The organism is Paeniroseomonas aquatica (genome assembly GCF_030409335.1).
Classification (GTDB): domain Bacteria; phylum Pseudomonadota; class Alphaproteobacteria; order Acetobacterales; family Acetobacteraceae; genus Belnapia; species Belnapia aquatica.
In genome coordinates this window covers 38412-61635 of record NZ_JAUFPN010000033.1, presented here as the reverse complement: position 1 = coordinate 61635, position 23224 = coordinate 38412, and the positions used below count along the sequence as shown (strand labels likewise).

General features: G+C 74.1%; 19 protein-coding genes. 11 read left to right on the top strand and 8 right to left on the bottom strand.

Features of this window, described 5'->3' with window-relative positions:
• Positions 1 to 1047: an NAD(P)/FAD-dependent oxidoreductase gene (locus QWZ14_RS03605; protein ID WP_290315199.1), complete on the bottom strand. Its 1047-nt coding sequence runs from the start codon at positions 1045 to 1047 to the stop codon at positions 1 to 3.
• An 80-nt stretch (positions 1048 to 1127) separates the two neighbouring features.
• Between QWZ14_RS03605 and tsaE the strand changes: the two genes are divergently transcribed.
• The 7 genes from tsaE to QWZ14_RS03570 all read left to right on the top strand — a co-directional run bounded on the left by tsaE (position 1128) and on the right by QWZ14_RS03570 (position 11421).
• A complete protein-coding gene (gene tsaE, locus QWZ14_RS03600) occupies positions 1128 to 1586 on the top strand; it encodes a tRNA (adenosine(37)-N6)-threonylcarbamoyltransferase complex ATPase subunit type 1 TsaE (protein ID WP_290315198.1) in 459 nt (152 codons plus the stop codon).
• Positions 1583 to 2563, top strand: a complete 981-nt coding sequence (locus QWZ14_RS03595) for an aminoglycoside phosphotransferase family protein (RefSeq protein ID WP_290315197.1) — start codon at positions 1583 to 1585, stop codon at positions 2561 to 2563. The genes tsaE and QWZ14_RS03595 overlap by 4 nt, the downstream gene beginning before the upstream one ends.
• A complete protein-coding gene (locus QWZ14_RS03590; protein WP_290315196.1) occupies positions 2560 to 3291 on the top strand; it encodes a nucleotidyltransferase family protein in 732 nt (243 codons plus the stop codon). Before QWZ14_RS03595 ends, QWZ14_RS03590 begins: the two co-directional genes overlap by 4 nt.
• Positions 3292 to 3304: 13 nt before the next feature.
• The gene (addB, locus tag QWZ14_RS03585; protein WP_290315195.1) at positions 3305 to 6415 is read left to right on the top strand and encodes a double-strand break repair protein AddB; all 3111 of its coding nucleotides are present in this window, start codon (positions 3305 to 3307) and stop codon (positions 6413 to 6415) included.
• Complete coding sequence (addA, locus tag QWZ14_RS03580; protein ID WP_290315194.1) at positions 6408 to 9833, top strand: double-strand break repair helicase AddA; 3426 nt, start codon at positions 6408 to 6410, stop codon at positions 9831 to 9833. The genes addB and addA overlap by 8 nt, the downstream gene beginning before the upstream one ends.
• Before the next feature lie 99 nt (positions 9834 to 9932).
• Entirely contained in the window at positions 9933 to 10262 is a 330-nt protein-coding gene (gene trxA / locus QWZ14_RS03575; RefSeq protein WP_290315193.1) for a thioredoxin TrxA, read from the top strand.
• Positions 10263 to 10311: 49 nt separating this feature from the next.
• Positions 10312 to 11421, top strand: a complete 1110-nt coding sequence (locus QWZ14_RS03570; RefSeq protein ID WP_290315192.1) for a PQQ-dependent sugar dehydrogenase — start codon at positions 10312 to 10314, stop codon at positions 11419 to 11421.
• A gap of 56 nt (positions 11422 to 11477) precedes the next feature.
• Here QWZ14_RS03570 and QWZ14_RS03565 read toward each other — a convergent pair whose 3' ends face one another.
• Together QWZ14_RS03565 and QWZ14_RS03560 are read right to left on the bottom strand one after the other, a co-directional pair.
• Positions 11478 to 12272 carry a Bax inhibitor-1/YccA family protein gene (locus QWZ14_RS03565; protein WP_290315191.1) on the bottom strand — a complete coding sequence of 265 codons (795 nt, stop codon included), beginning with the start codon at positions 12270 to 12272 and terminating at the stop codon, positions 11478 to 11480.
• A gap of 186 nt (positions 12273 to 12458) precedes the next feature.
• On the bottom strand, positions 12459 to 14966 hold the full coding sequence (locus QWZ14_RS03560) for an ABC transporter permease (RefSeq protein WP_290315190.1): 2508 nt from the start codon (positions 14964 to 14966) through the stop codon (positions 12459 to 12461).
• A 121-nt stretch (positions 14967 to 15087) separates the two neighbouring features.
• On the opposite strand from QWZ14_RS03560, the gene QWZ14_RS03555 reads away from it, so the two are divergent.
• Positions 15088 to 15858 carry a TerC family protein gene (locus tag QWZ14_RS03555; protein WP_290315189.1) on the top strand — a complete coding sequence of 257 codons (771 nt, stop codon included), beginning with the start codon at positions 15088 to 15090 and terminating at the stop codon, positions 15856 to 15858.
• Here the strand turns inward: QWZ14_RS03555 and QWZ14_RS03550 are convergent.
• The gene (locus QWZ14_RS03550; RefSeq protein WP_353959270.1) at positions 15797 to 16603 is read right to left on the bottom strand and encodes an SDR family NAD(P)-dependent oxidoreductase; all 807 of its coding nucleotides are present in this window, start codon (positions 16601 to 16603) and stop codon (positions 15797 to 15799) included. The two genes, QWZ14_RS03555 and QWZ14_RS03550, sit on opposite strands and share 62 nt — an antisense overlap.
• A gap of 39 nt (positions 16604 to 16642) precedes the next feature.
• Here QWZ14_RS03550 and QWZ14_RS03545 point away from each other — a divergent pair, with 39 nt between their 5' ends.
• Genes QWZ14_RS03545 through QWZ14_RS03535 form a run of 3 tightly spaced genes read left to right on the top strand, consistent with a single transcriptional unit; the run spans position 16643 to position 19089 of the window.
• Positions 16643 to 17542, top strand: coding sequence for a YicC/YloC family endoribonuclease (locus QWZ14_RS03545; protein WP_290315187.1), 900 nt, complete (start codon positions 16643 to 16645; stop codon positions 17540 to 17542).
• On the top strand, positions 17539 to 18165 hold the full coding sequence (gene gmk / locus QWZ14_RS03540) for a guanylate kinase (RefSeq protein WP_290315186.1): 627 nt from the start codon (positions 17539 to 17541) through the stop codon (positions 18163 to 18165). The genes QWZ14_RS03545 and gmk overlap by 4 nt, the downstream gene beginning before the upstream one ends.
• The gene (locus QWZ14_RS03535) at positions 18166 to 19089 is read left to right on the top strand and encodes an AEC family transporter (protein ID WP_290315185.1); all 924 of its coding nucleotides are present in this window, start codon (positions 18166 to 18168) and stop codon (positions 19087 to 19089) included.
• 7 nt (positions 19090 to 19096) lie between these two features.
• Here QWZ14_RS03535 and QWZ14_RS03530 read toward each other — a convergent pair whose 3' ends face one another.
• The 4 genes from QWZ14_RS03530 to QWZ14_RS03515 form a co-directional block, all read right to left on the bottom strand.
• Complete coding sequence (locus QWZ14_RS03530; protein WP_290315184.1) at positions 19097 to 20212, bottom strand: THUMP domain-containing class I SAM-dependent RNA methyltransferase; 1116 nt, start codon at positions 20210 to 20212, stop codon at positions 19097 to 19099.
• Between the two features lie 71 nt (positions 20213 to 20283).
• Positions 20284 to 21120, bottom strand: a complete 837-nt coding sequence (gene rsmA, locus QWZ14_RS03525; RefSeq protein ID WP_408903630.1) for a 16S rRNA (adenine(1518)-N(6)/adenine(1519)-N(6))-dimethyltransferase RsmA — start codon at positions 21118 to 21120, stop codon at positions 20284 to 20286.
• A gap of 5 nt (positions 21121 to 21125) precedes the next feature.
• Positions 21126 to 22460 carry a peptidylprolyl isomerase gene (locus tag QWZ14_RS03520; protein WP_290315183.1) on the bottom strand — a complete coding sequence of 445 codons (1335 nt, stop codon included), beginning with the start codon at positions 22458 to 22460 and terminating at the stop codon, positions 21126 to 21128.
• Between the two features lie 98 nt (positions 22461 to 22558).
• Positions 22559 to 23224 carry a biliverdin-producing heme oxygenase gene (locus QWZ14_RS03515; protein WP_290315182.1) on the bottom strand — a complete coding sequence of 222 codons (666 nt, stop codon included), beginning with the start codon at positions 23222 to 23224 and terminating at the stop codon, positions 22559 to 22561.

The window sequence follows — 23224 nt, the reverse complement described above, 5'->3', positions numbered from 1 at the left end:
TCAGGCCCCTGGCACGCCCTTGCTGGTGCTGTACTCGAAATGCAGCGCCTCGCCCGGGAAGACGCGGGGGTGGATGGCATGCGCCGCCATGGCGGCCTCGGAGAAGCCCTGCAGGATCAGCTTCAGCTTGCCGGGATAGGTGGCGATGTCGCCGATGGCATGCACGCCGGGCAGGCTGGTCTCGCAGGTGGATTGCGCCACGGTGACATGGCTGTGGCTGAGGCCGAGGCCCCAGTCGGCGATCGGGCCCAATTCCATCGACAGGCCGAAGAAGGCCAGCAGGTGGTCGGCGGGGATGGTCTTCTCCTCCCCCTTCAGGGTGGCGAGCACCACCCCGGTCAGGGTGCTGCCGTCGCCTTCCAGCCCGTGCAGCTGGTAGGGGATGGCCAGCTCGATCTCGCCGCGGGCGGCGGCCTCGTCCAGCCTTGCGGCGCTTTCCGGGGCGGCGCGGAATTTCGGCCGGCGGTGGACCACCGTGACCTTGGCGGCGACCTCCTTCAGCGACAGCGCCCAGTCCACCGCGCTGTCGCCGCCGCCGGCGATCACCACCCGCTTGCCGCGGAATTCCTCGCGCCGGGAGACCAGGTAGCGCACCCCGCCCGAGGCCTCGTAGCCCGGCAGCCCGGCCAGCGGCGGGCGGTTCGGCCCGAAGGCGCCGGCGCCGGCGGCGATGATGATGGCCCTGGCCCGCACCGTGTCGCCGGCGCTGGTCCGCAGCTCGTATCCATCCCCGGTCGCGCTCAGCCCCTCGACCCGGCGGCCGAGCAAATAGAGCGGCGCGAAGGGGGCGGCCTGCTCCTCCAGCCGGTGGATCAGCGCCGCGCCCTCGATGGCCGGATGGGCCGGGATGTCGAAGATCGGCTTCTCCGGATACAGCGCGGTGCATTGGCCGCCGATCGTGTCCAGCGCGTCGATCACCACGCTGCGCATCCGCAGCATGCCGCATTCGAACACCGCGAAAAGCCCGACCGGGCCCGCGCCGATGATCGCCACATCCGTCTCGACCGTGGCGCCTGAGGCACCGAGGCCGGGCAGTACCGCCGCCATGGGCATCTTCCCCGAACAGGCCGCGGGTCTTAGAGGATATGCCGGCGGCGACCAAGCCCGTCCCCCTCTCGCGGACCCCGATGCCAGGCCCGATCACCCTGACCCTCCCCGACCTCGAGGCGACCGGCCGCCTGGCCGGGCGGCTGGCGCCGCTGCTGCGGCCGGGCGACGCGGTGCTGCTGGAGGGGCCGCTAGGCGCCGGCAAAAGCGCCTTCGCCCGCGCCCTGCTGCGGGCGCTCGCCGGGGACCCGGCGCTGGAGGTGCCCTCCCCCAGCTTCACCCTGGTCCAGAGCTACGAGCTGCCGTCAGGGTTGGAGGTGCATCACTTCGACCTCTACCGGCTGTCCGGCCCGGCCGACCTGACGGAGCTCGGCTGGGACGAGGCGCGGCGCGGGGTGGTGCTGGTGGAATGGCCGGAGCGGCTGGGGCATCTGCGGCCGGCGCAGGCGCTGATGCTGACCCTGGCGCCGGGCGGGACGGAGGAGGCGCGCATCGCAACCCTCGAAGGCTGGCCGGATCGGATACAGGAATTAGCATGAGATATCCGGAACCCTTCCTCGCCGCGCATGGCTTCGACGCGGCCGAGCGGCGGCCGCTGCAGGCCGATGCCAGCCTCCGCCACTACGCAAGGCTGGTCGGCGGCCCGCGCCCGGCGCTGCTGATGGATGCGCCGCCGCCCGAGGATGTCCGGCCCTTCGCCCGGCTGGCGCGGCACCTGCTGCAGGCCGGGCTCTCGGTGCCGGAGATCATCGCGGCGGACGAGGCGGCGGGCTTCCTCATCCTCGAGGATTTCGGCGACGCCACCCATGCGGCGCTGCTCGACGCCGGGGCCGACCCGATCCCCCTCTATACCGAGGCGGCCGGGACCCTGGCGGCGCTGCATGCCGCGCCGGTGCCGCGGGGACTGCCGGCCTGGGATGCCGCGGCGATGGCCCGCGCAACCGCGGCGACCTTCCTCGACTGGTGGTGGCCGGCGGCCTTCGGCGCCCCGGCCTCGCCCGCGGCGCGGGAGGGGCTGGAGGCGGCGCTGGGCGCGATGCTGGCGCCCTTCGCCGAGGCGCGCGGCTTCGTCCACCGCGACTACTTCCCGGCCAATCTGATGCGGCTGGAACGCCGCAGCGGGCCGCGCCGCACCGGCATCCTGGACTTCCAGGACGCCGCCATCGGCCACCCCGCCTATGACCTGATCTCGCTGGTCGAGGATGCGCGGCGGGACGTGCCGGCTGCGGCGCGACGGGCGGCGGTCGCCGCCTACCTCACCGCCCGGCCGGGGCTGGACCGCGGCGCCTTCCTCGGCGCCATGGCGGCCTGCGGGGCGCAGCGGCACCTGCGGGTCGCCGCGCTCTGGGTGCGGCTGGCGCGGCGGGACGCCAAGCCCGGCTACCTCATCCACGGGCCGCGCTGCTGGGCGCTGCTCGACCGCTCGCTGTCGCAGCCGGCCTGCGCGCCGCTGCGGGACTTCCTCGATACCCACGTCCCGCGCGAGATGCGGCGCAACCCCCCGGAGGCCGCGTGATCCCCCTCACCCATGGCATGGTGCTCGCCGCAGGCCTCGGCCTCCGGATGCGGCCGCTAACCGAGACGACCGCCAAGCCGCTGCTGACGCTGCAGGGCCGCAGCCTGCTGGACCGGGCGCTGGACCGGCTGGAGGCGGCCGGCATCGGCCAGGCGGTGGTGAACGCGCATTGGCACGCCGAGCAGGTCGCCGCCGCAGTCGCCGGCCGGGCCAGCCCGGCGATCACCCTGCAGCACGAGGAGGGGCTGCTGGAGACCGGCGGCGGCGTGGGCCGCGCCCTGCCGCTGCTGGGCGAGGCGCCCTTCGTGGTCATGAACGGCGACAGCGTGCTGCTCGACGGCCCCTCCCCGGCCCTGGCGCGCATGGCCTCGCTGTTCGACCCCGCCATCATGGACGGGCTGCTGCTGGTGGTCCGCACCGCGCAGGTGGAGGGCGAGGTCGGGCGCGGCGATTTCCACCTCGACCCGATGGGCCGGGTGCGGCGGCCGAAGGAGATGGAGCTGGCGCCCTACATCTTCTCCGGCGTGCAGATCCTGACGCCGGGCTTCTTCGCCGGGGGCTTCCCGGAGGGCGCCTTCAGCCTGAATCTCCTCTATGATCGGGCGATCGAATCGGGCCGCCTCTATGCCGTGGTGCATGACGGCATCTGGTTCCACCTCTCGACCCCGGCCGACCTCGAGCGGGCCGAGGCCTCGATGGCCGCGGGGCTGGTGAAGGCATTGTTCTGAAGGGGTCGCTCGGGTGCCGCTGTTCCATATCCCGACGCATCTCCCCTTCCTCGACTGCCTCGCCGCCGGGGTGCTGCGGCTGATCCCCGGCGAGTCGCCGGAACGCCTCTCCCGCGTGACCATCCTGCTGCCGACCCGGCGCTCCGCCCGGGCCTTGCGGACGTCCTTCCTGCGGGCCGCCGAGGGCCAGACCCTGCTGCTGCCGCGGATGCGGGCGCTGGCCGGGCTCTCGACCGAGGATGCGGACGAGCTGGCGCTGCCGACGCTGCTCGACCTGCCGCCGGCGGTGGACCCGCTGCAGCGGCAGGCGGTGCTGACCAAATTCATCCTGCGTCTGCCACGCGACACCGGCGGCCCGGCGACGCCCGAGCAGGCCTGGTCGCTGGCCGCGGCGCTGGCGACGCTGCTCGATGAGATCGCGCTCGAGGAGAAGGACCTCGAGCTGCTGGCCGGGACCGCGCCGGATGCGCTGGCCGAGCACTGGCTGCAGCGGCTGACCGCGCTGGTGCCGGAAACCCATGCGGCGCACTGGCAGATCACCCTCACCTTCCTCCGCGGCATCATGGCGGCCTGGCAGGTCTGGCTGGACGAGGCCGGGCTGCTCGACATCGGCATGCGCAGAGTCCAGGCGCTGCGGGCGCAGACCCGGGACTGGCAGGAGAGGCCACCGGCCGATCCGGTGATCGCCGCCGGCATCGGCGTCGGCGGCACCATCCCGGCGGCGGAGGAGCTGCTGCGGGTGATCGCGCATGATCTGCCGCAGGGCATGGTGGTGCTGCATGGCGTCGATGCCTCCTCGGCCGAGGCCAAGGTCTGGGAGGCCGTCCCGGCGGCGGCGACGCATCCCTTCTGCGGCCAGCGCCGGCTGCTGGCGGCGCTCGGCGTGGAGAAGGACGCCATCAAGCGCTGGGATGGCTGCCCGCCCGAGGAAGCCGTCGACCAGGCCGCGCCGATCCGCCGGCCCGACCTGCTGGGCATGGCGCTGCGCCCTGCCGCCGGGCTGCCGGCCTGGCAATCCCGGGTGCCCTCGGACTGGGTGCCGGCGATGCGCGGCCTGTCGCTGCTGGTCGCCCCCGACGCGCAGACCGAGGCGGCGGCGATCGCCCTGACGCTGCGCGAGGCGCTGGAGCAGGAGGGCGCCCGGGCGGCGCTGGTGACGCCGGACCGCGACCTCGCCCGCCGCGTCTCCTCCGAGCTGGCCCGGCACGGCATCACCGCCGACGACAGCGCCGGCGAGCCGCTGGGGGGGACGCCGACGGGCAGCTTCCTCCGCCTGCTGGCCGAGCTGGCGGCGAGCGAGCTGGCGCCGGTGCCGCTGCTGGCGGTGCTGAAGCACCCGATGTGCGCCGGCGGCTGGGACCGCGGCGACTGGGTCCGGGCGGCGCGGCGGCTGGAACGCGCGGCGCTGCGCGGCCCGCGCCCGGCACCTGGGCTCGACGGCCTGCGCGCCGCGGCGAAGGCCGGGCTCAGGCGCGAGGACCGGGCGGAGGTCCTGGCCGAGGTGATGGCGCTGCTCGATCGGCTGGGCGAGGCGCTGGGTCCCTTCACCAGCCTGCCCGCGCATATCGCCCGGCCGCCGATCGGGCTGCTGGAGGAGCATCTGGCGGCGGCCGAGGCGCTGGCGGCGACCGACCTCGTGGCCGGCGGCCTCAGGCTCTATGCCGGGGAGGAGGGCGAGGCGCTGGCCTCCCACCTCGCGGGCCTCGAGCCGGCGATGGCGCTGCTGCCGCCGCTGGCGCCCTCGGCCTGGCCGGCGCTGTTCGAGGCGGCGATGGATGGCGCGGCGGCGCCGAGCCTGCGCGGCAGCCGTGGCCGGGACGGCGGGGTGCATCCGCGGGTCGAGATCCTCGGCCTGCTGGAGGCGCGGCTGCTGAGCTTCGACCGGGTGGTGCTCGGCGCGCTGGACGAGACGGTCTGGCCGCTGGCGACCGACCCCGGCCCCTGGATGAGCCGGCCGATGCGGCGCGACTTCGGCCTGCCGGAGCCCGAGGCCCGGATCGGCCGGGTCTGCGCCGATTTCCTCTTCGCCGCCTGCTCGGCGCCGGAGGCGGTGCTGTCCCGCGCGGCCAAGCGCGGCGGCGCGCCGACCGTGCCGGCCCGCTGGCTGACCCGGCTGGAGACCTTCCTGCGCGGCCAGGTCGGCGCGGCGCATCCCAAGGGCCTGCTGCTGGAGTCCAGCCAGGCGGTCGGCTGGGCGGCGGCGCTGGACCGCCCGGGGCGGGTCGCCCCCTGCGCCCGGCCGGCGCCGCGGCCGCCGCTCGCCGCGCGGCCGCAGACCCTGTCAGTGACCGAGGTGGAGACGCTGCTGGCCGATCCCTATGCCTTCTACGCCAGGCGGGTGCTGCGGCTGCGCCCGGTCGACCCGCTGGACGCGGAGGTCGGGGCCTCCGACTACGGCAACCTGGTGCATGCGACCATGGCGCACTTCGTCCACCGGCTGGCGGCCGGACCCTGGCCGGGGCCGGGCGCGGCGCGGGCGATGTTCGACGAGGCGGCCGCGGTCGCGCTGGACGAGGCCGGGGCGCGGCCGGGGCTGCTGGCCTTCTGGCAGCCGCGCCTCGCCCGGATCGGCGATTTCGTGCTGCGGCAGGAGTCCGAGGCACGGGCCGGCAACCGCATCGCCCGCAGCCTCTGCGAGCTCACCGGGCAGGTGACGCTGCGCCAGCCGGATGGCCGCGCGGTGACGCTGACCGCGCGGGCCGACCGGATCGACGTCATGGCCAATGGCCAGTTCGCCATCCTCGACTACAAGACCGGCACGGTGCCCTCGAGGAATGCGGTGAAGGACGGCCACAAGCCGCAGCTGGTGCTGGAGGCGGCGATGGCGGCGCGCGGCGCCTTCGCCGGCCTGGCCGCGGGGGATGCCGGGACGCTGGCCTACTGGAAGCTGAATGGCGGGCCGGAGCCGGGCAAGGTGCATCCGGTCAGCACCGAGCGCGACGAGATCGCGCAGCTCGGGCAGGAGGCGATGGAGAAGGTGGGCGCGCTGGCGGCGCGCTTCCTGCTGGGCGCGGCCGCCTTCACCGCCTGGCCGCATCCGGGGCGGGAGGCGGCGGGCGACGACTACCTGCACCTGTCGCGCCGGGCGGAATGGGCCGGGGCGGAGGATGCGGCCGATGGCTGACGCGCGCAGCGCCAGGGCGGTGGCGGCGGCGGCCCAGACGATCGCCTCCGACCCGGCGCTCTCGGCCTGGGTCTCGGCCTCGGCCGGCTCGGGCAAGACCAAGGTGCTGACCGACCGGGTGCTGCGGCTGCTGCTGCAGGACGGCCAGGCGGCGAACCGCATCCTCTGCCTCACCTTCACCAAGGCCGCCGCCGCCGAGATGGCGACGCGGCTGGCGCGGAAGCTCGGCGACTGGGCGGTGGCCGAGGAGCCGGCGCTGAACGCCGAGCTGGCGCGCCTCGGCTGCAGGCCGACCGAGACGCTGCGGCTGCGGGCGCGGGCGCTCTTCGCCGAGGTGCTGGAGCTGGCCGGCGGGATGCGGATCTCGACCATCCACGCCTTCTGCCAGTCGCTGCTGCATGCCTTCCCGCTCGAGGCCGGGCTGCCGCCGCAGTTCAGCGTGCTCGAGGACATGGACGCCGCCAGCATGCTGGCCGATGCGCGGGAGGCGGTGCTGTCGGCCAATGCCACGCCGCGGGCGCAGGTGGCGCTGCTGGCCGGGCTGGTCGGGGCGGACGACTTCTCGAAGACGGTCGGCGCGCTGATGCGCGACCGGGAGAAGCTGGCGGAATGCCTGCGTGCCAGCAACGGCCTGCCCGGGCTGGTGCTGCGCCTCGCCCGGCTGCTGCGGCTGGAGGATGGCGAGGACGTCGGCAGCGTGACCGCCACGCTCTGCGACGTGCCGGACGGGCTGGCGCGGGCGGCGGCGGCGATGCTGAACCACAAGAACAAGACGCCGCGCGACCTGGCGGCGAAGATGCGGGCCTGGCTGGCGCAGGATGCCGAGACCCGGGCGGCGGACTGGGAAGGCTGGACCGGCTGCCTGCTGACCGACAAGGGCACCCCGCGCGCCGCCCTGGCCGGCGACCCCGCGATGATGGTCGAGGTCGAGCGCATCCTGGCCGGGCAGCAGAAGCTGGCGGCCTGCCGGCTGCTGCAGGCGACCGAGGCGCTGCTGGCGCTGGCCGGGCCGGTGCTCGAGCACTACGAGGCGCGCAAGCGCCATGCCGGGCTGCTGGCCTACGACGACCTGATCGCCATCGCCCAGCGCATCCTGCAGGACCCCGGCAGCGCCTGGGTGCTGTTCAAGCTCGACGGCGGGCTCGACCACGTGCTGCTGGACGAGGCGCAGGACACCAACCCGGCGCAATGGGGCATCACCGCGGCATTGACCGAGGAATTCTTCGCCGGCGCCGGGGCCGCCGCGGAGCGGCATCAGGCGATCGGCCGGACCATCTTCGCGGTCGGCGACATCAAGCAGGCGATCTACGGCTTCCAGGGCGCCGATGCCCGTGGCTTCGGCACCTGGGAGGGCACCTACCGCCGGCGCATCGCCGGCCAGGACGGCGATTTCCGCAAGGTCGAGCTGAACGTCTCCTTCCGCTCCACCGCGCCGGTGCTGGGGCTGGTGGATGCGGTCTTCGCCGAGGGCGAGGCGCGGGCCGGGGTGGTGCCGGAGGGCGCCATCCTGGAGCACCTGCCGGACCGGGCCGGCCAGGCCGGGATGGTCGAGCTCTGGCCGCTGCTGCGGCCGGCGGACAAGCCGAAGCCGACCCCCTGGGAGGTGCCGGAGGCGCCGGAGGCGGTGGCCGATGCCCCGGCCCTGCTGGCCGAGGCGCTGGCGGCGCGGATCGCCGCCATGATCGGGCGCGAGGACCTGCCGGCGCGGGCTCGGCCGGTCCGGCCCGGGGACATCCTGGTGCTGGTGCGGCGGCGCACCGCCTTCATCCAGCGCCTGGTGCGGGCGCTGAAGGAGCGGGACGTGCCGGTCGGCGGCGTCGACCGCCTCAAGCTGGTCGAGCAGATCGCGGTGCAGGACCTGCTGGCGCTGTGTGACGTGCTGCTGCTGCCCGAGGACGACCTGCAGCTGGCGGCGCTGCTGAAGTCGCCGCTGGTCGGGCTGGACGAGGACCAGTTGTTCGCCCTGGCGCATGGCCGCGCCGGCTCGCTGTTCGGGGCGCTGATGCAGCATCGCGGCGCCGACGGCGACCTCGGCCGCGCCGCGGACTGGCTGGCGCGGCTGGCCGACCGGGCCGACCTCATCACCCCGCACTGCCTGCTGGCCGGGGTGCTGGGCGAGGAGGGCGGCCGGGCGCGGCTGCTGGCCCGGCTCGGCCCCGATGCCGCCGACCCGCTGGACGAGGTGCTGAACGCCGCGCTCGACCACGAGGCGCGGCATCCCCCCAGCCTGCAGGGCTTCGTCCACTGGCTCCGCCGCGGCGGCGCCGAGGTGAAGCGGGAGGCCGAGGGCGCCGCCGATGCGGTGCGGATCATGACCGTGCACGGCGCCAAGGGGCTGCAGGCGCCGGTGGTGATCATCCCCGACGTCGGCGGCGGCCAGGGCCGGCAGGAGATCCGCTGGGGCGAGCTGGACGGGGTGCCGATGCCGCTCTGGGCGCCGCGCAAGGAATTCCACGCCGCCGCCTTCGCCGAGGTGCTGGCCGCCGACGAGCGCCGCCGCCAGGAGGAGGAGAACCGCCTGCTGTATGTGGCGCTGACCCGGGCCGAGGACCGGCTGCTGGTCTGCGGCTGGGGGAAGGAGCCGAAGGGCTGGTACGCCCTGGTGCGGGACGGCTTCATGCGGCTGGAGGATGCGGTCCCGGCCGACTTCGCGCCGGAGGCGTTCGACGCGCCGGCCGCCTGCGACTTCGAGGGAGGCCCCTGCTGGCGGCTGGAGACCGGGCAGGAGGTGGAGGTCCCGGCCGCCGCCACGGTGAGCGCCCCGGCCCCCGCCCCCCTGCCCGGCTGGGCCCGCCGCCCGGCCCCGGCCGAGGTGCTGGAGCCGGCGCTCAACCCCTCCGCCCTGCCGGGCGAGCACGAGACCCCTGCCGCGGCCCCGCATGGCGCGGCCGACCCGGGCGGGCGCCGCTTCCGCCGCGGCCGGGTGGTGCATGCCTTGCTGCAGCACCTGCCGGAACGGCCGGCGGCCGAGCGGGCGGCGGCGGCGGCGCGCTTCCTCGCCCGGCCCGGCCATGGCCTGACCGGCGAGGAGCAGGCGGAGATCCAGGCCGAGGTGCTGGCGCTGCTCGCGGCGCCGGAGGTGGTGGCGGCCTTCGGCGCGGACAGCCTGGCCGAGGCGCCGATCGCCGGGCGGCTGGACGGGCGGCTGGTGACCGGCCAGGTGGACCGGCTGGTGGTGACCCCGGACCGCGTGCTGGTGCTGGACTACAAGACCAACCGGCCGCCCCCGACCGACCCGGGGGATGTGGCGCCCCTGTACCTGCGGCAGATGGCCGCCTACCGCGCCGTGCTGCGCCAGGCCTTCCCCGGGCGGGCGGTGGACTGCGCCCTGGTCTGGACCTATGGCGCGCGGCTGATGCCGCTGCCGGCGGATTTGCTTGACCGGCACGTGCCGGGGATGCCTGTCTTCGACGCATGACGGACCCGCTGGGGGGGTGGCCTTGACCGCAGCCCGGCGCATCCCGAATTTGCGGCAAGATTGGGGCCTTCCCGGCCCCTCCGAGCAAGGCGCAGGCGCATGAGCGAACACACCAAGGCCGTGACCGACGACAGCTTCAAGCAGGACGTGCTGGACGCCTCCGGCCCCGTGCTGGTCGATTTCTGGGCGGAGTGGTGCGGCCCCTGCCGGATGGTCGGGCCGATCCTGGACGACATCGCCCAGGAGTACGGCGGCAAGCTGACCATCGCCAAGGTCAACATCGACGAGAACCCCGGCACCCCGAACGAGTATGCGGTGCGGGGCATTCCCACCATGCTGCTGTTCAAGGACGGCAAGCTGCTGGACACCAAGGTCGGCGCCCTGCCCAAGGGTGCGCTGAAGGACTGGATCGCCGGCAACCTCGCCTGACCCTGCCGATCGGGGTTCCCGGCACGGCCGGGGACCCCACCTCGGCGGGATGAAGCATCCTCTCGCCGCCCTCGCCCTGTACCTCGCCGCCCCGATGGCGGGCCCTGGCCTGGCCGAGGCCCAGACTCCCTTCCGCATCGTCGAATACGCCACCGGCCTGGAACGGCCCTGGGGGGGCGCCTTCCTGCCCGATGGCCGGCTGCTGGTCACCGAGCGGCCGGGTCGGCTGCGGCTGGTCGGGCCCGACGGCGCGGTCTCGGCGCCGCTCACCGGGGTGCCGCCCGTCGAGGCACGCGGCCAGGGCGGGATGCTCGACGTGGCGCTGGCGCCCGATTTCGCCACCGCCCGGGAGATCTACCTCTGCCACGCCATGCTGGTGCAGGGCGGCGCGCTGACCCGGCTGACCCGGGCGCGGCTGGCCATGGATGGCGCCTCGCTCGAAGGCGCCGCGCCGATCCTGGACGCGGCGCCGCCGCAGGAGCAGGGCCGCAACCACTACGGCTGCCGCATCGCCTTCGGGCCGGATGGGGCGATGTACCTGGCGACCGGCGAGCGGCAGGTGACCAAGCCGCGGGCGCAGCGGCTGGATGACCTCGGCGGCAAGGTGCTGCGGCTGGCGCGCAACGGCGCGTCGCTGGCGGACAACCCCCATGCCGGCCGGCCGGGGGTGCGGGCCGAGGTCTTCACCCATGGCCACCGCAACCCGCAGGGCCTTGCCTTCAACCCCTGGACCGGCAGCCTGTGGCAGGCCGAATTCGGCGCCCGCGGCGGCGACGAGGTCAATGTCCTGCGGCCGGGCCGGAACTACGGCTGGCCGCTGGTGACCCATGGGGTGGACTACGACGGCAGCCGCATCGGCGAGGGCGTCTCGCGCCCCGACCTGGAGGCGCCGATCCATGTCTGGACGCCCTCGGTCAGCCCCTCCGGCATCGCCTTCTACACCGGGGACGCCTTCCCGGCCTGGCGCGGCAGCCTCTTCGTCGCGGCGCTGAACCCGCCCGGGCTGCTGCGGCTGACGACCCGGGGCGACCGGGTGACCGGGGAGGAACGGCTGCTGGGGGACCGGGGCCGGCTGCGGACCGTGCTGCAGGGGCCGGATGGATTTCTGTACATCCTGACGGATGAGGGGCGCGGGCGGATCCTGCAGCTGCGCCCATGAAAAAGGCCCCGGGGATCGCTCCCCGGGGCCCTGCCGATCAGCCTTGCGGCCGATGCCTAGTCGCTGCTCTGGCGCACGCCCATGAGTTGGAGCATGAACTGGAACAGGTTGATGAAGTTCAGGTAGAGGCCCAGCGCGTCCATGACGCTGCGCTTGCCCGCTTCCTCGGTACCGGCGGCATAGGCGTATTCGACGTAGTCCGACTTGATGCGCTGGGTGTCATAGGCGGTGAGGCCCAGGAACACGACCACGCCGATCAGGCTGATGGCGAACTGCAGCGCCGAGGACTGCATGAACATGTTGACCAGCCCGGCGACGATGATGCCGATCAGGCCCATCATCATGAAGCTGCCCATTTTGGTCAGGTCGGCCTTGGTCGTGTAGCCGTAGAGGCTGATGCCCGCATACATCGCACCGGTGATGAAGAAGGTGCTGGCGATCGAGGCGCCGGTGTAGCGGAAGGCCAGGTTGCTGAGGCTGGCGCCCATGCAGGCGCAGAAGGCCCAGAACAGCATCTGCGCCGTCGACTTGCTCAGCTTGTGCTGGCCGAAGCTCAGTACCAGCACGAAGGCCAGAGGCGAGAGCGTGGCGACCCAGAACAGGATCGTCGGCTGCATCACGATCCGGCCGCTCGGGGTGCGGGCTGCGGTGTAGAACAGCTCCTGCAAGGCCGGCACCGTCACAACCAGAAGGGCCACGATGCCGGTCAGCACCAGGCCGGAAGCCATCCAGTTGTAAACCCGGAGCATGTACCCCCGGAGCCCGGCATCGACGGCGGCCGCGTCGGCAGTCGCCGTGCGACCCCAGCCTGGCGCATTCGTCGTGTAACGATAGTCGGGTTGAAGGGCCATAGGTGTCTCGAACCTCCCAAAGGGGGTTATCCCCGCAACGGGGTTATATGGAGAAGCTGTAACCCGGTTCAATGGGAATCGGGAGCGGCAGCGCATTTCCACCGCCGGCGCGCGCGGGTACCGCCGACGTCACATCATATGGTCCTGGACCGGCCCGGATACACGTGAAGAAGTGTGAATGCCGGACTATTCATTCCGCAACAAAGGACCGGGCCGGGCCCGCAGCGCCAGCGCGGTGCCGACCTGCCCGCAGAGCAGCGTCAGCAGCGCGCAGCCCAGCACCGTGGCCGCCAGGGTCCCGGGCAGCAGCACCCACTGCCCCTGCATCACCAGCACGACCACCGCCCAGGCGGCGGCGCTGCCGGCGACCGCGGCCAGCCCGCCGGCCACCAGCCCGACCAGGGCGTATTCCACCGCCCAGGCGGCGCGGATCTGCGCCCGGGTGGCCCCGATGGTCTTCAGCACCACCGCGTCCCGCACCCGTTGCCGCTGCCCCGCCGCCACCGCGCCGGCCAGCACCAGCGCCCCGGCCAGCAGGGTGACGCCGCCGATCGCGGTCAGCGCGGTGCCGACCCGGCCGAGCAGCGCGGCGACGGCCTCCAGCGCATCCCGCACCCGGATGCCAGTGATGTTGGGGAAGGCATCGGTCAGCACCCGCAGGATGGTGCCGTCCTGCGCTGCATCGCCGCGGACGGTGGCGATGTGGGTATGTGGCGCCGCCTCCAGCAGCCCGGGCGAGGCGACCAGGGTGAAGTTCACCCCGAGGCCGCGCCAGTCGACGTTGCGGAGGTTCGCGATCTTCAGGTCGATGTTGCGGCCGAGCACGTTGACCGTGATGACGTCGCCGAGCCCGACGCCCCAGCCCTTGGCGATGCCGGCATCGAAGGAGAGCAGCGGCGGGCCGCGATAGTCCTCCGGCCACCAGGGGCCCTCGACCACCTGGGTCCCGGCCGGGGGCAATGCCGAGTAGGTGAGGCCGCGGTCGCCGCGCAGCGCCCAGGCGGTCTCGGGCGTGGTCTCCCATTGCTCGGCGGGGGTGCCCTTCACCGCGACGACCCGGGCGCGCAGGCTCGGCACCCGCTTGACCTCGACCACGCCGGGGATGCCGCCGGCGAGGCTGTCGAAGCGCTCGGCCTGGTCGGACTGGATGTCGATGAAGAAGAAATTCGGCGCCCGGCCCGGCATCTCGTTGACCAGCTGCAGGCGCAGGTTGCCCTCGATCTGGGTGATGGCGGCGAGCGTCGTCAGGCCGATGCCGAGCGAGACTACCATCAGCGCGGTCGGCGCCCCCGGCCGGTGCAGGTTGGCGAGGCCGAGGCGCAGGGCCGGGCGCCGCAGGTGGGACAGGCTGCGGGCCAGGGCCACCAGCCCCCAGGCGCCAAGGCGGAACAGCACCAGCGCTCCCACCGCGGCGGCGCAGAAGCCGGCGGCGAAGCGGCGGTCGCCCGAGCTGACCACGATCAGCCCGACCAGCGCCACCGCCGCCGCCCCGTTCAGCGCCAGCACCGTCCAGCCGGGGAAGCCCCCAGCCGGCTGAACCGCGTCGCGGAACAGCGCCGCACCCGAGATCCGCGCGGCACGGCCGAGCGGCCAGAGCGCGAAGGCCAAGGCCGTCAGCAGCCCATAGAGCGCGGCCAGCGCCAGCGGCCGCGGATAGGGCGCGAGGCGCGGCGGCACCGGCAGCGACCCGGCCAGGGCCTGCGCCGCCGCCCAGGTCAGCCCGTAGCCGGCGACCAGCCCGATGGCGATCCCGAGCAGCGCCAGGCCCAGCACCTGGATGAGGTAGCTGAGGAAAATGACCGACGAGGGCGCGCCGAGGCAGCGCAGGGTGGCGATGGATTTCGCCCGCGCATCCAGCCAGCTCCGCACCCCGGTGGCGACGCCGATGCCGCCGACCAGCAGCGCGGTCAGCCCGGCCAGGGTCAGGAAGGAGGCGGCGCGGTCGAGGAAGCGGTTCATCTGCGGCTCGGCGGTGCCGGCGGTGCGGATGCGCCAGCCTTCGCGGGCGAAGTCGGTGCGCAGCGCCTCGGCCAGCGGCTCGGCGGCGGTGCCGGGGGGAAGGCGCAGGCGGAGGTCGTACTGGAGCAGGCTGCCGGGCTGGATCAGCTCGGTGGTGGCGAGGGTTTCCTGGGTCATCAGGGCGCGGGGGCCGAAGATGGCGGGGGTGGCGACCTTGTCCGGCTCCTGCGCCACCAGCGCCGCCAGCTTCAGCTGCGCCTCGCCGATGCGGACCATGTCACCCAGCGAAAGGCCGAGCCGCTCGGCCACCAGCGGGTCGAGCGCCACGCTGCCGGCGGCCAGCGGCACCACGGGGTCCAGCACCAGGCTGCCGTACAGCGGATAGGCAGCATCGACCGCCTTCAGCTCCACCAGCATCCGCTCGCTGCTCGGCGCGACCAGCATGGCCCGCATGGAGGTGACGGCGGAGACGTCGGCGCCCCGCGCCGCGGCCCATTGCCGCAGCTCGGCCGGCAGCGGCCGGGCGCCGCCCCGCACCTCGACGTCGCCGCCGAGGATGCGGGCGCCATCGGCCAGCAGCCCGGCCTGGATGCCGGCCCGCAGGGTGCCGACCGCGGCGATGGCGGCGACGCCGAGCGCCAGGCAGGCGAGCACGATCCGCAGCGAACGCATGCCGCCGCGCAATTCACGGCGCGCCAGCCGCGCGCCCAGGGCCAGCTGGCCGACGATGCCCACACCCGCTCTCCACACTATACTGGAGGTCCCGAGGTGGGGCCGCCGGGGACCGATCCAAGCCCGGGCGGCAACGCCTGGGGTGAAGAAGCGTTACGCCGCCCGCCCGGGAGACCTGAAAACCATGGAAAGCGAAATCATCGTCGCGCTGTTTGCGCTCATCGCCATGGAGGTCGTGCTCGGCATCGACAACCTGGTCTTCATCGCCATCCTGTCGAACCGCCTGCCAGCGGAGCAGCGGGTGATGGCGCGGCGGATCGGCCTTGGCCTCGCGGTGCTGATGCGCTTCGGCATGCTGGCCGCCACCTCCTGGCTGCTGACCCTGACGCGGCCGCTGTTCTCCGTGATGGGGATGGAGTTCTCCGGCAAGGACCTGATCCTGCTGAGCGGCGGGCTCTTCCTGATCGGCAAGGCGGTGATCGAGATCCACCACCGGGTGGACCCCGACTCCCAGGCGGAGAGCCAAGCGGCGGACGGGGTGACGGCCCGCTTCTGGCCCACCGTCATCCAGATATTGCTGCTCGACATGGTCTTCTCGGTGGACAGCATCCTGGCAGCGGTGGCCCTGACGCGGGAGTTCTGGATCATCGCCACCGCCATCGTGGTCTCGGTCATCGCCATGCTGTTCTCGATGGATGCGCTCTCGCGCTTCATGGAGCGCAACCCGACGGTGGTGATGCTGGCGCTGGCCTTCCTGGTGATGATCGGCATGGTGCTGGTGGCCGAGGGCTTCGGCGTCCATCTGCCGAAGGGCTTCGTCTATGCCGCCATGGCCTTCGCCACCGCGGTGGAAGGCCTGAACCTGCTGGCCAAGCGGGCGATGCGGAGGAAGGTCACCCCGGACCCTGTTCCCGCGCCTCATCCAGCTGGGCCGCCTTCGCCGGGAGCCGGTTGAACAGCGCCGCCCGCAGCCCGAGCGGCAGCGCCCCGGCCAGCCGCGCCCCCCAGTAGACCGGCCAGGGATAGGCGATGCGGGTACGGCCGGCGGCGATGCCGGCCAGGGTCCGCCGCGCCGCCTCCTCGGCGTCCATCAGGAAGGGCATGGGGAAATCGTTCCGCGCCGTCATGGCGGTGCGGATGTAGCCGGGGCAGACGGCGTGCAGGCGGATGCCCCGGCGCCGCTCGGTCGCATCCAGCGCCTCCGCCCAGCGCTGCACCGCGGCCTTGCTGGCGCAATAGGCCGGGGCGCCCGGCGCCGCGACGAAGGCGGCGACCGAGGCCACCACCGCGACCCGGCCGCGCAGCCCGTCCGGGCCGGGGGCCTGGGCGGCCATCGCCTCCAGCGCCGGCAGCACGGTGTTCAGCACGCCCGTGACATTGGTCTCGAAGACCGCGCGGGCGGTGGCGGCCGGCTCCACCGCGCCGCCGGTCCCGGCCGAGATGCCGGCATTGGCGACGACGAGGTCGAGCCGCCCTGCCCCGGCGATCCAGGCCGCCATGGCCGCGGCATCCCGCACGTCCGCCACCTGGCCCTGGGCGGTGGCGCCGCGGGCCCGGCAGGCCTCGGCCACCGCCCCGATCCGCCCGGCATCGCGGCCGGACAGGTGCAGCACCGCCCCCGGCGCGGCCGCGGCCAGCGCCAGGGCACGGCCCAGCCCGGCCGAGGCCCCGGTGATCAGGATATGCCGTTGCGTCACCATTGCTTGCATCGTGCCCCGCCGCGCGGGACAACCCCCGCCATGGGCATCCTTATGAGCATGACCGGCTTCGCGCGCGAGAGTGGCACGCTGGCCGACGGTACCGCCTTCGTCTGGGAATTGCGCAGCGTCAACGGCCGGGGCCTCGACCTCAGGCTGCGGCTGCCGAACGGCCAGGACGCGCTGGAGGCACCGCTCCGCGAGGCGACGGGCAAGCGCTTCAAGCGCGGCAACATCTCCGCCAGCCTGACCCTGAAGCGGGAGGACCGGCCGCGGCTGACGGTCGACCCGGCGGCGCTGGACCAGGCGCTGCAACTGGCGCTCGAGCTCGCCGGGCGCATCCGCGGCAGCATGTCGCCACGGGCCGAGGCGCTGCTCGCCCTGCCCGGGGTCATGCGGACCGAGGTGCCGCAGCCCGACGAGGCGCTCGAGGAGACCAAGCGCGCCGCCCTGGCCGAGGCCTTCGGCCAGGCCCTGGCCGGGCTGGCCGAGGCGCGGCAGGCCGAGGGCGCCAAGCTGCAGGAAATCCTCTCCGGCCTGCTGGCCGAGATCGCCGCGCTGCGCGATGCCGCCGCGGCCGAGGCGGTGGGCCAGCCCGCGGCGCAGCGGGCGCGCATGCTGGAACAGCTCGCCGCGCTGCTCGGTGAGGCCGGCACCGCCCGGATCCCGGAGGAGCGGCTGGCCCAGGAAGTGGCGCTGCTGGCGCAGAAGTCCGATGTGCGGGAGGAGCTGGACCGGCTCGCCGCGCATATCGAGGCGGCCGGGGCCCTGATCGCCGCCGGCGACGGGGCCGGCCGCAAGCTCGACTTCCTCACCCAGGAATTCGTCCGCGAAGCCAATACCCTCTGCTCGAAATCCGCCTCCGTCCCGCTGACCCGCATCGGCCTCGACCTGAAGGCGGCGATCGAGCGGCTGAAGGAGCAGGCGGCGAACGTCGAATGAGCCATCCCCGACGCGGCACCTGCCTGGTGCTGGCGGCCGCCCCGGGCGGCGGCAAGACCAGCATCTCCCGCGCCCTGCTGGACCTTGAGCCGGAGCTGCGGCTCTCGGTCAGCGCCACCACCCGGGCGCCGCGGCCGGGCGAGCGGGAGGGCGAGCACTACTTCTTCCGCAGCCCCGAGCAATTCGCTGCCGGGGTCGCCGCCGGGGAATTCCTCGAGCATGCCGGTTTCCTCGGCCGCTCCTACGGGACGCCGCGCGCCCCGGTGGAGGCGGCGCTGGCGGCCGGGCGGGACGTGCTCTTCGACATCGAGTGGCAGGGCCACCGGCTGCTGAAGGCGGCGATGCCCGAAGACATCGTCGGCATCTTCCTGCTGCCGCCGAGCCTGGCCGAGCTGGAGCGGCGCCTGCGCGGCCGCGGCACCGACCCCGAGGAGGAGATCGCCCGCCGCATGGCCGCCTCCCGCACCGAGATGGCGCATTGGGACGAGTTCGACCATGTGCTGGTGAACGAGGATTTCGCCGCGACCGTCGCCGCCGCCCGCGCCATCCTGCATGCGGCGCGGACCCGCCGGCACCGGCAGCCCTGGCTCGCGGATTTCGTCGCCACGCTGCTGCGCGGCTAGATGGGGCCCGTCCTCGAGGTCGTCGGGCCGGTCTTCATCATCATCGGCTTGGGCTGGCTGATGGCGCGGCGGCGCTTCCTGGATACTGCCGGCTTTCAGGCGCTGACCCGCTTCGTCTTCACCTTCTGCATGCCCTCCCTGCTGTTCCTCGGCGGCACCAGCGCCGAGATGGGCGGCGGCCGGGCGGCGCTGGCCTTCTTCCTCGGCACCGCGACGCTCTATGCCGCGACGCTCTGGGGCGCGCGGCGGCGGCTGCCGCTGGGCCCGGCCGGGATGCTGGCGCTGGATGCGACCTTCGGGAATACCGCGATGATGGGCATCCCGCTCATCCTCGCCGCCTTCGGGCCGCCGGCGCTGGCGATGCTGCTGGCGATCCTGGCGCTGCATTCCATGGTGCTGCTGGGGACGGCGACCATCGTCGCCGAGGTCGGGCTGCATGCGCATGCGCCCTGGCGGCGGGTGCTGCGGGCGACGCTGCTGGGCGTGGCGCGCAACCCGATCGTCATGGCGGTGGCCGCGGCCATGGTCTGGCGGCTGGTGGGGCTGCCGCCGCCGCCGGGCGTGCTGAAGCAGACCCTGGGGCTGCTGGGCGGGGCCGGGCCGCCGGTCGCGCTGTTCTGCCTCGGCGGCAGCCTGGCGCAATTCGACATCACCGCGGGCTGGCGGGAGACGGTGCTGGCGACCGTGCTGAAGCTGCTGGCGATGCCGGCACTGGTCTGGCTGGTGGCCTGGGCGATGGCGCTCCCGCCGCTCGAGACGGCGGTCGCGGTGATGGCCGCGGCGATGCCGACCGGGGCCAATGCCTTCCTCCTGGCGCAGCGCTACCAGGTCGGCGCGGCGCGGTCCGGGGCGACGGTGCTGGTGAGCACCGTGCTCTCGGTGGTGACGCTCGGCGTGCTGGTGGGCTGGTTCGGGGTGCGCTGAGACCCGATCAGCCCAGCTTCGCGGTCCGGTACAGCGAAATCCGCAGCCCGCCATGCGGCACCGGCAGGCCGCCCGGCAGGAAGGGCAGGCCGGTCGCCTGCGCCAGCGCGGGATCGCTGGCGATGAGGCCAACGCGCCAGCCGGCGAAGCGGCGCAGCAGCGTCTGCCCGAGCGACTGGTACAGCGGGCCGAGCGTGTCCTTCTCGCCGAGGCGGGTGCCATAGGGCGGGTTGACGATGACCAGGCCGGGCGGCCCGGCGGGCGGGTTCAGCTCGGCGATGCTCGCCTCACGGAACGTGGTGATCCCGGCGACCCCGGCGCGCTCGGCATTGGCGCGGCTCATCTCGATGGCGCCGCCATCGCGGTCGCTGCCGTGGCAGCCGGCGGCCGGCGTCCGGCTGCTCTTCACCGCCCGCATGGCCTGCCAGGCGGCGGCATCGAAGGTGGCCAATTGCTCGAAGGCGAAATGGCGGGCGCGGCCGGGGTTGAGCCTTGCGGCGATCTCCGCCGCCTCGATGACGAAGGTGCCGGCGCCGCACATCGGGTCGAGCAGCGGTTCCTGGCCGGTGTAGCCGCATTCCTGCAGGAACAGCGAGGCCATGGTCTCCCGCATCGGCGCCGGATTGACCGCCCGCTTGTAGCCGCGCTTGTAGAGCGGCTCACCCGAGGTATCGACGCTGATGGTGCAGATGTCGTGGTCGATGCGGGCGCGGACCAGCACGGCGGCATCCGCCGCATGCGGCGCGCCCAGCGTCTCCCGGATGGCGGTCACGATGCGCTCGGCCGCGGCATCGCTGTGGTAGATGCGCGACTTGCTGCAGGAGGCCTCGACCCGGAAGGGCACGTCGGGGCGCAGGACGCTGGCCCAGGGGATGGCACGGGCGCGGCTGTCGAGATGCGCGAGATGGACGACCGGGAATTGGTCGAGCCGCGCCAGCACCCGCCCGGCGCCGCGGACCCAGAGGTTGGCGCGCCAGACCTCGGGCCAGCCGCCCTTGAGGACGACGCCGCCGGGGATGGCCTTCGGCTGCTTGAACCCCTTGAGCCGCACCTCCGCGCAGAGGGCCGGCTCCAGGCCCGGCACGGTCACCAGGAATATCTCGAAGGCTTTGTCTGGGATCATCGGGGCTGCTTAGCAGGAAGCGGGCTTCAGGGTGGCGGATTGTGCCGGGGCGGAACGGCGGGTGATCCGTCCTACCCCGCGGCGCGGGCCGCGAGGATCCGCGCCAGCCGGTCGAATTCCGGCACCGTCAGCGTCTCCGCTCGCCGCTGCCCCTCGATCCCGGCCGCCGCCAGCAGCCCTTCCGGATCGCCGAGCGACTTCAGCGAGCCCCGCAGCATCTTGCGCCGCTGGCCGAAGGCGGCCGCGGTCAGCCGCTCCATCGCCCGGAACAGGGCATCGCCGGGATCCTCCGGGTGCGGGGTGAAGCCGACCACGGCGGACCAGATCTTGGGCGGCGGGGTGAAGGCGCCGGGCGGCAGCCGCAGCAGCAGCTCGCATCGGCAGCGCCACTGGGCCAGCACCGCCAGCCGGCCATAGGCGCCGGTATCCGGCGCGGCGCAGATGCGCTCGGCCACTTCCTGCTGGAACATCAGGGCCATGCCGCCGATGCCCGCGGCATGGCGCAGCCAGCCGACCAGCAGCGGCGTCGCCACGTTGTAGGGCAGGTTGGCCAGGATGACGCGCGGCGCCGGCAGCAGCGCGGCGACGTCGATGCCGAGCGCATCCGCCTCGATCACCGTGAGCCGGCCGGGATGGGCCGCTTCCAGCTCGGCCAGCGCCGCCACCGCGCGGCGGTCGAGCTCCACCGCGACAACCGTCTCGGCCGGGCCGGCCAGCAGGGCGCGGGTCAGGCCGCCGGGGCCGGGGCCGACCTCCAGCACGTGCCGGCCGGTCAGGTCGCCGGCCAGGGTCGCGATGCGGCGGCAGATTCCCTCGTCCAGCAGGAAGTGCTGGCCGAGCGACTTCCGCGCCTCCAGCCCGTGCCGGGCGATGGTGTCCTTGAGGGAGGGAAGCCCCTCGGGAGGAATGCCGGTCAGTTCCGCATCTCGATCTGCGCGCGCCGGCGCAGGTCGCGCTGCAGCTGGCGGCTCAGCAGCTCCACCCGGTCCCGCAGCAGTTGCTGCTGCGCCTGCTCGGGCGTGAACTCCGCCAGGTTCCGCTGCTCCTTGGTGCAGACCATCATCACCATCACCCCCTCGGGCGTCAGGATCGGCTGCGAGGCCTTGCCCGGGGTGAGGCTGGCCAGCATGGCGCGCAGCGGCGGCGGGGTGACGGTCTCGAGCCGGATCTGGCCGGGGTCCACCGGCCGGTCGGCGCCGGAGCCGCCGCGGGCCGCCTGCTCCACCGCGTCGCAGCTGCGGGCGCCGGCGGCGAGCCGCTGGGCCTTGTCCACCTGGTCACGCTGCTGCTGCGTCGGGTTGTTCGGGTCCAGCGCGCTGGAGAAGGGGAAATAGGCCTGGCGGACGGTCAGCAGCGTCGCCAGGTCGCGGCCGGATTCGCGGCGCTGCCGCAGGGCGACGATCTGGTAGCCGCCGGGCACCTTGATGGCGTTGCTGATGGCGCCGGGCGGCATGCGCTCGATCACCGCGGCGACCTCGGGGTCCACGTCCTCCTTGCGGATCCAGCCGAGGTCACCGCCCTGCAGCGCGGTCTGCGCCTGGCTGAACTGGGTGGCCGCCACCGGGAAGGCGGTGCCGGCGCGGAGCTGGCGGATCACCTCGTCGACGAAGCGGCGGGTCTCTGGCTCGGTGCGCGGGTCGTCGATCGGGATGAAGATCTCGGAAACCAGGAATTCCGGCTGCCCCGCCCGGGCCTTGGCGTTGCGGATCTGGTCCTGGACCTCGGCATCCGCCGGGACCGCATTGGGCCCGAGCTGCTGGCGCAGCAGGCGGCCCCAGCCGATCTGGGTGCGGATCTGGTCATAGAGCACCCGCGGCTGGATGCCGATCTGCTGGAGCTGCGCCCGCAGCGCGCCGTTCGGCAGGTTGTTGCGCTGCTCCAGCTCGGCGATCTGCTCGGCGACCTCGGCATCGGTCACCGGCAGGCGGCGGCGCTGCACCTCCTGCAGGCGCAGCCGCTCGTCGATCAGCAGGCGGGTGACCTGCGGGGTCAGCCGGTCGAGCACCTCGGGCGCCACCGCGATGCCGGCGTTGAGGGCAAAGAGCCGCGCCCGGCCGATGATGTCGGATCGGCTCACCACCTCGCCGTTCACCACGGCGACGATGCGGTTGCTCTGGGTCGCCGCCTGGCCCGCCGCCTGGGAATGCGGCGGGATCTGCGCCTGGGCCGCGACGGCGATGCCCCAGAGGGCGGTCGCCAGCAGGGCGGCGGGGGCGGCGGCTCGGACGCGGGGGGCGGGGCGCAACATGGCCGTTCCTTAGCCGGGGCGGGCCGCCACCGCTAGAGTGGAATGCTGGCCGCCGGACTGCCCGGAACCAAGGCTTAGGCGTTTGCTTTGGCGCGGAATTAGCCCGGCCGGCGGCGGCCCCCTGCCCGGGCCTCGCCCGAGGCGGCCGCCGGGGCCGGGCCATGCTGCGGCAAGCCCCCGGCGCCCGGGGCGAACCAGGCCTCGAAGGCGGCGAAGGTCTCGCCGGCCGCCGCGGCCATGCCGGCCAGGCCGCCAGGCTCGCTGCCGCAGGCCTCGACCGCGGCGCAGCAGGCCTGCCACATGGCGCCGTGCCGGGCACCATGGCCGAGCAGGAAGGCGCGCCCGGCCTCGCCGCCCCCCGGCAGCAGCGGGTCCAGGCCGCGGGCCAGCTGGCGGCCGCCGAGCGTCGAGCCCTCGGTCACGTAGAGGCAGCCGAGCGCCCGGGCGGCCGTATCCAGCCTGGGCACCGGCGCCAGCGGCGGGTACTCCGGCGGCGTCAGGCCGAGCGCGGCGAGGTCGGCCCGCAGCGCCGCGCTGCGGCCGCGCTCGGCCAGGTCGATGCCGTAGGGCAGCAGGCTTGGCGCGGCGGCGAGCGCGGCCTCGACGGCGGCATGGAAGCCCAGCAGGCGGCCCAGCAGGGCGCCATAGGCCGGCAGGCTGAGCCGTCCCTCGGCCAGGGCCCGGAAGGCCGGCACCCCATGCAACCGGGCATGCACCTCGGCGGTCGCCTCCCGCAGCAGCATGCGGGCGCCGGCAGCGGCCAC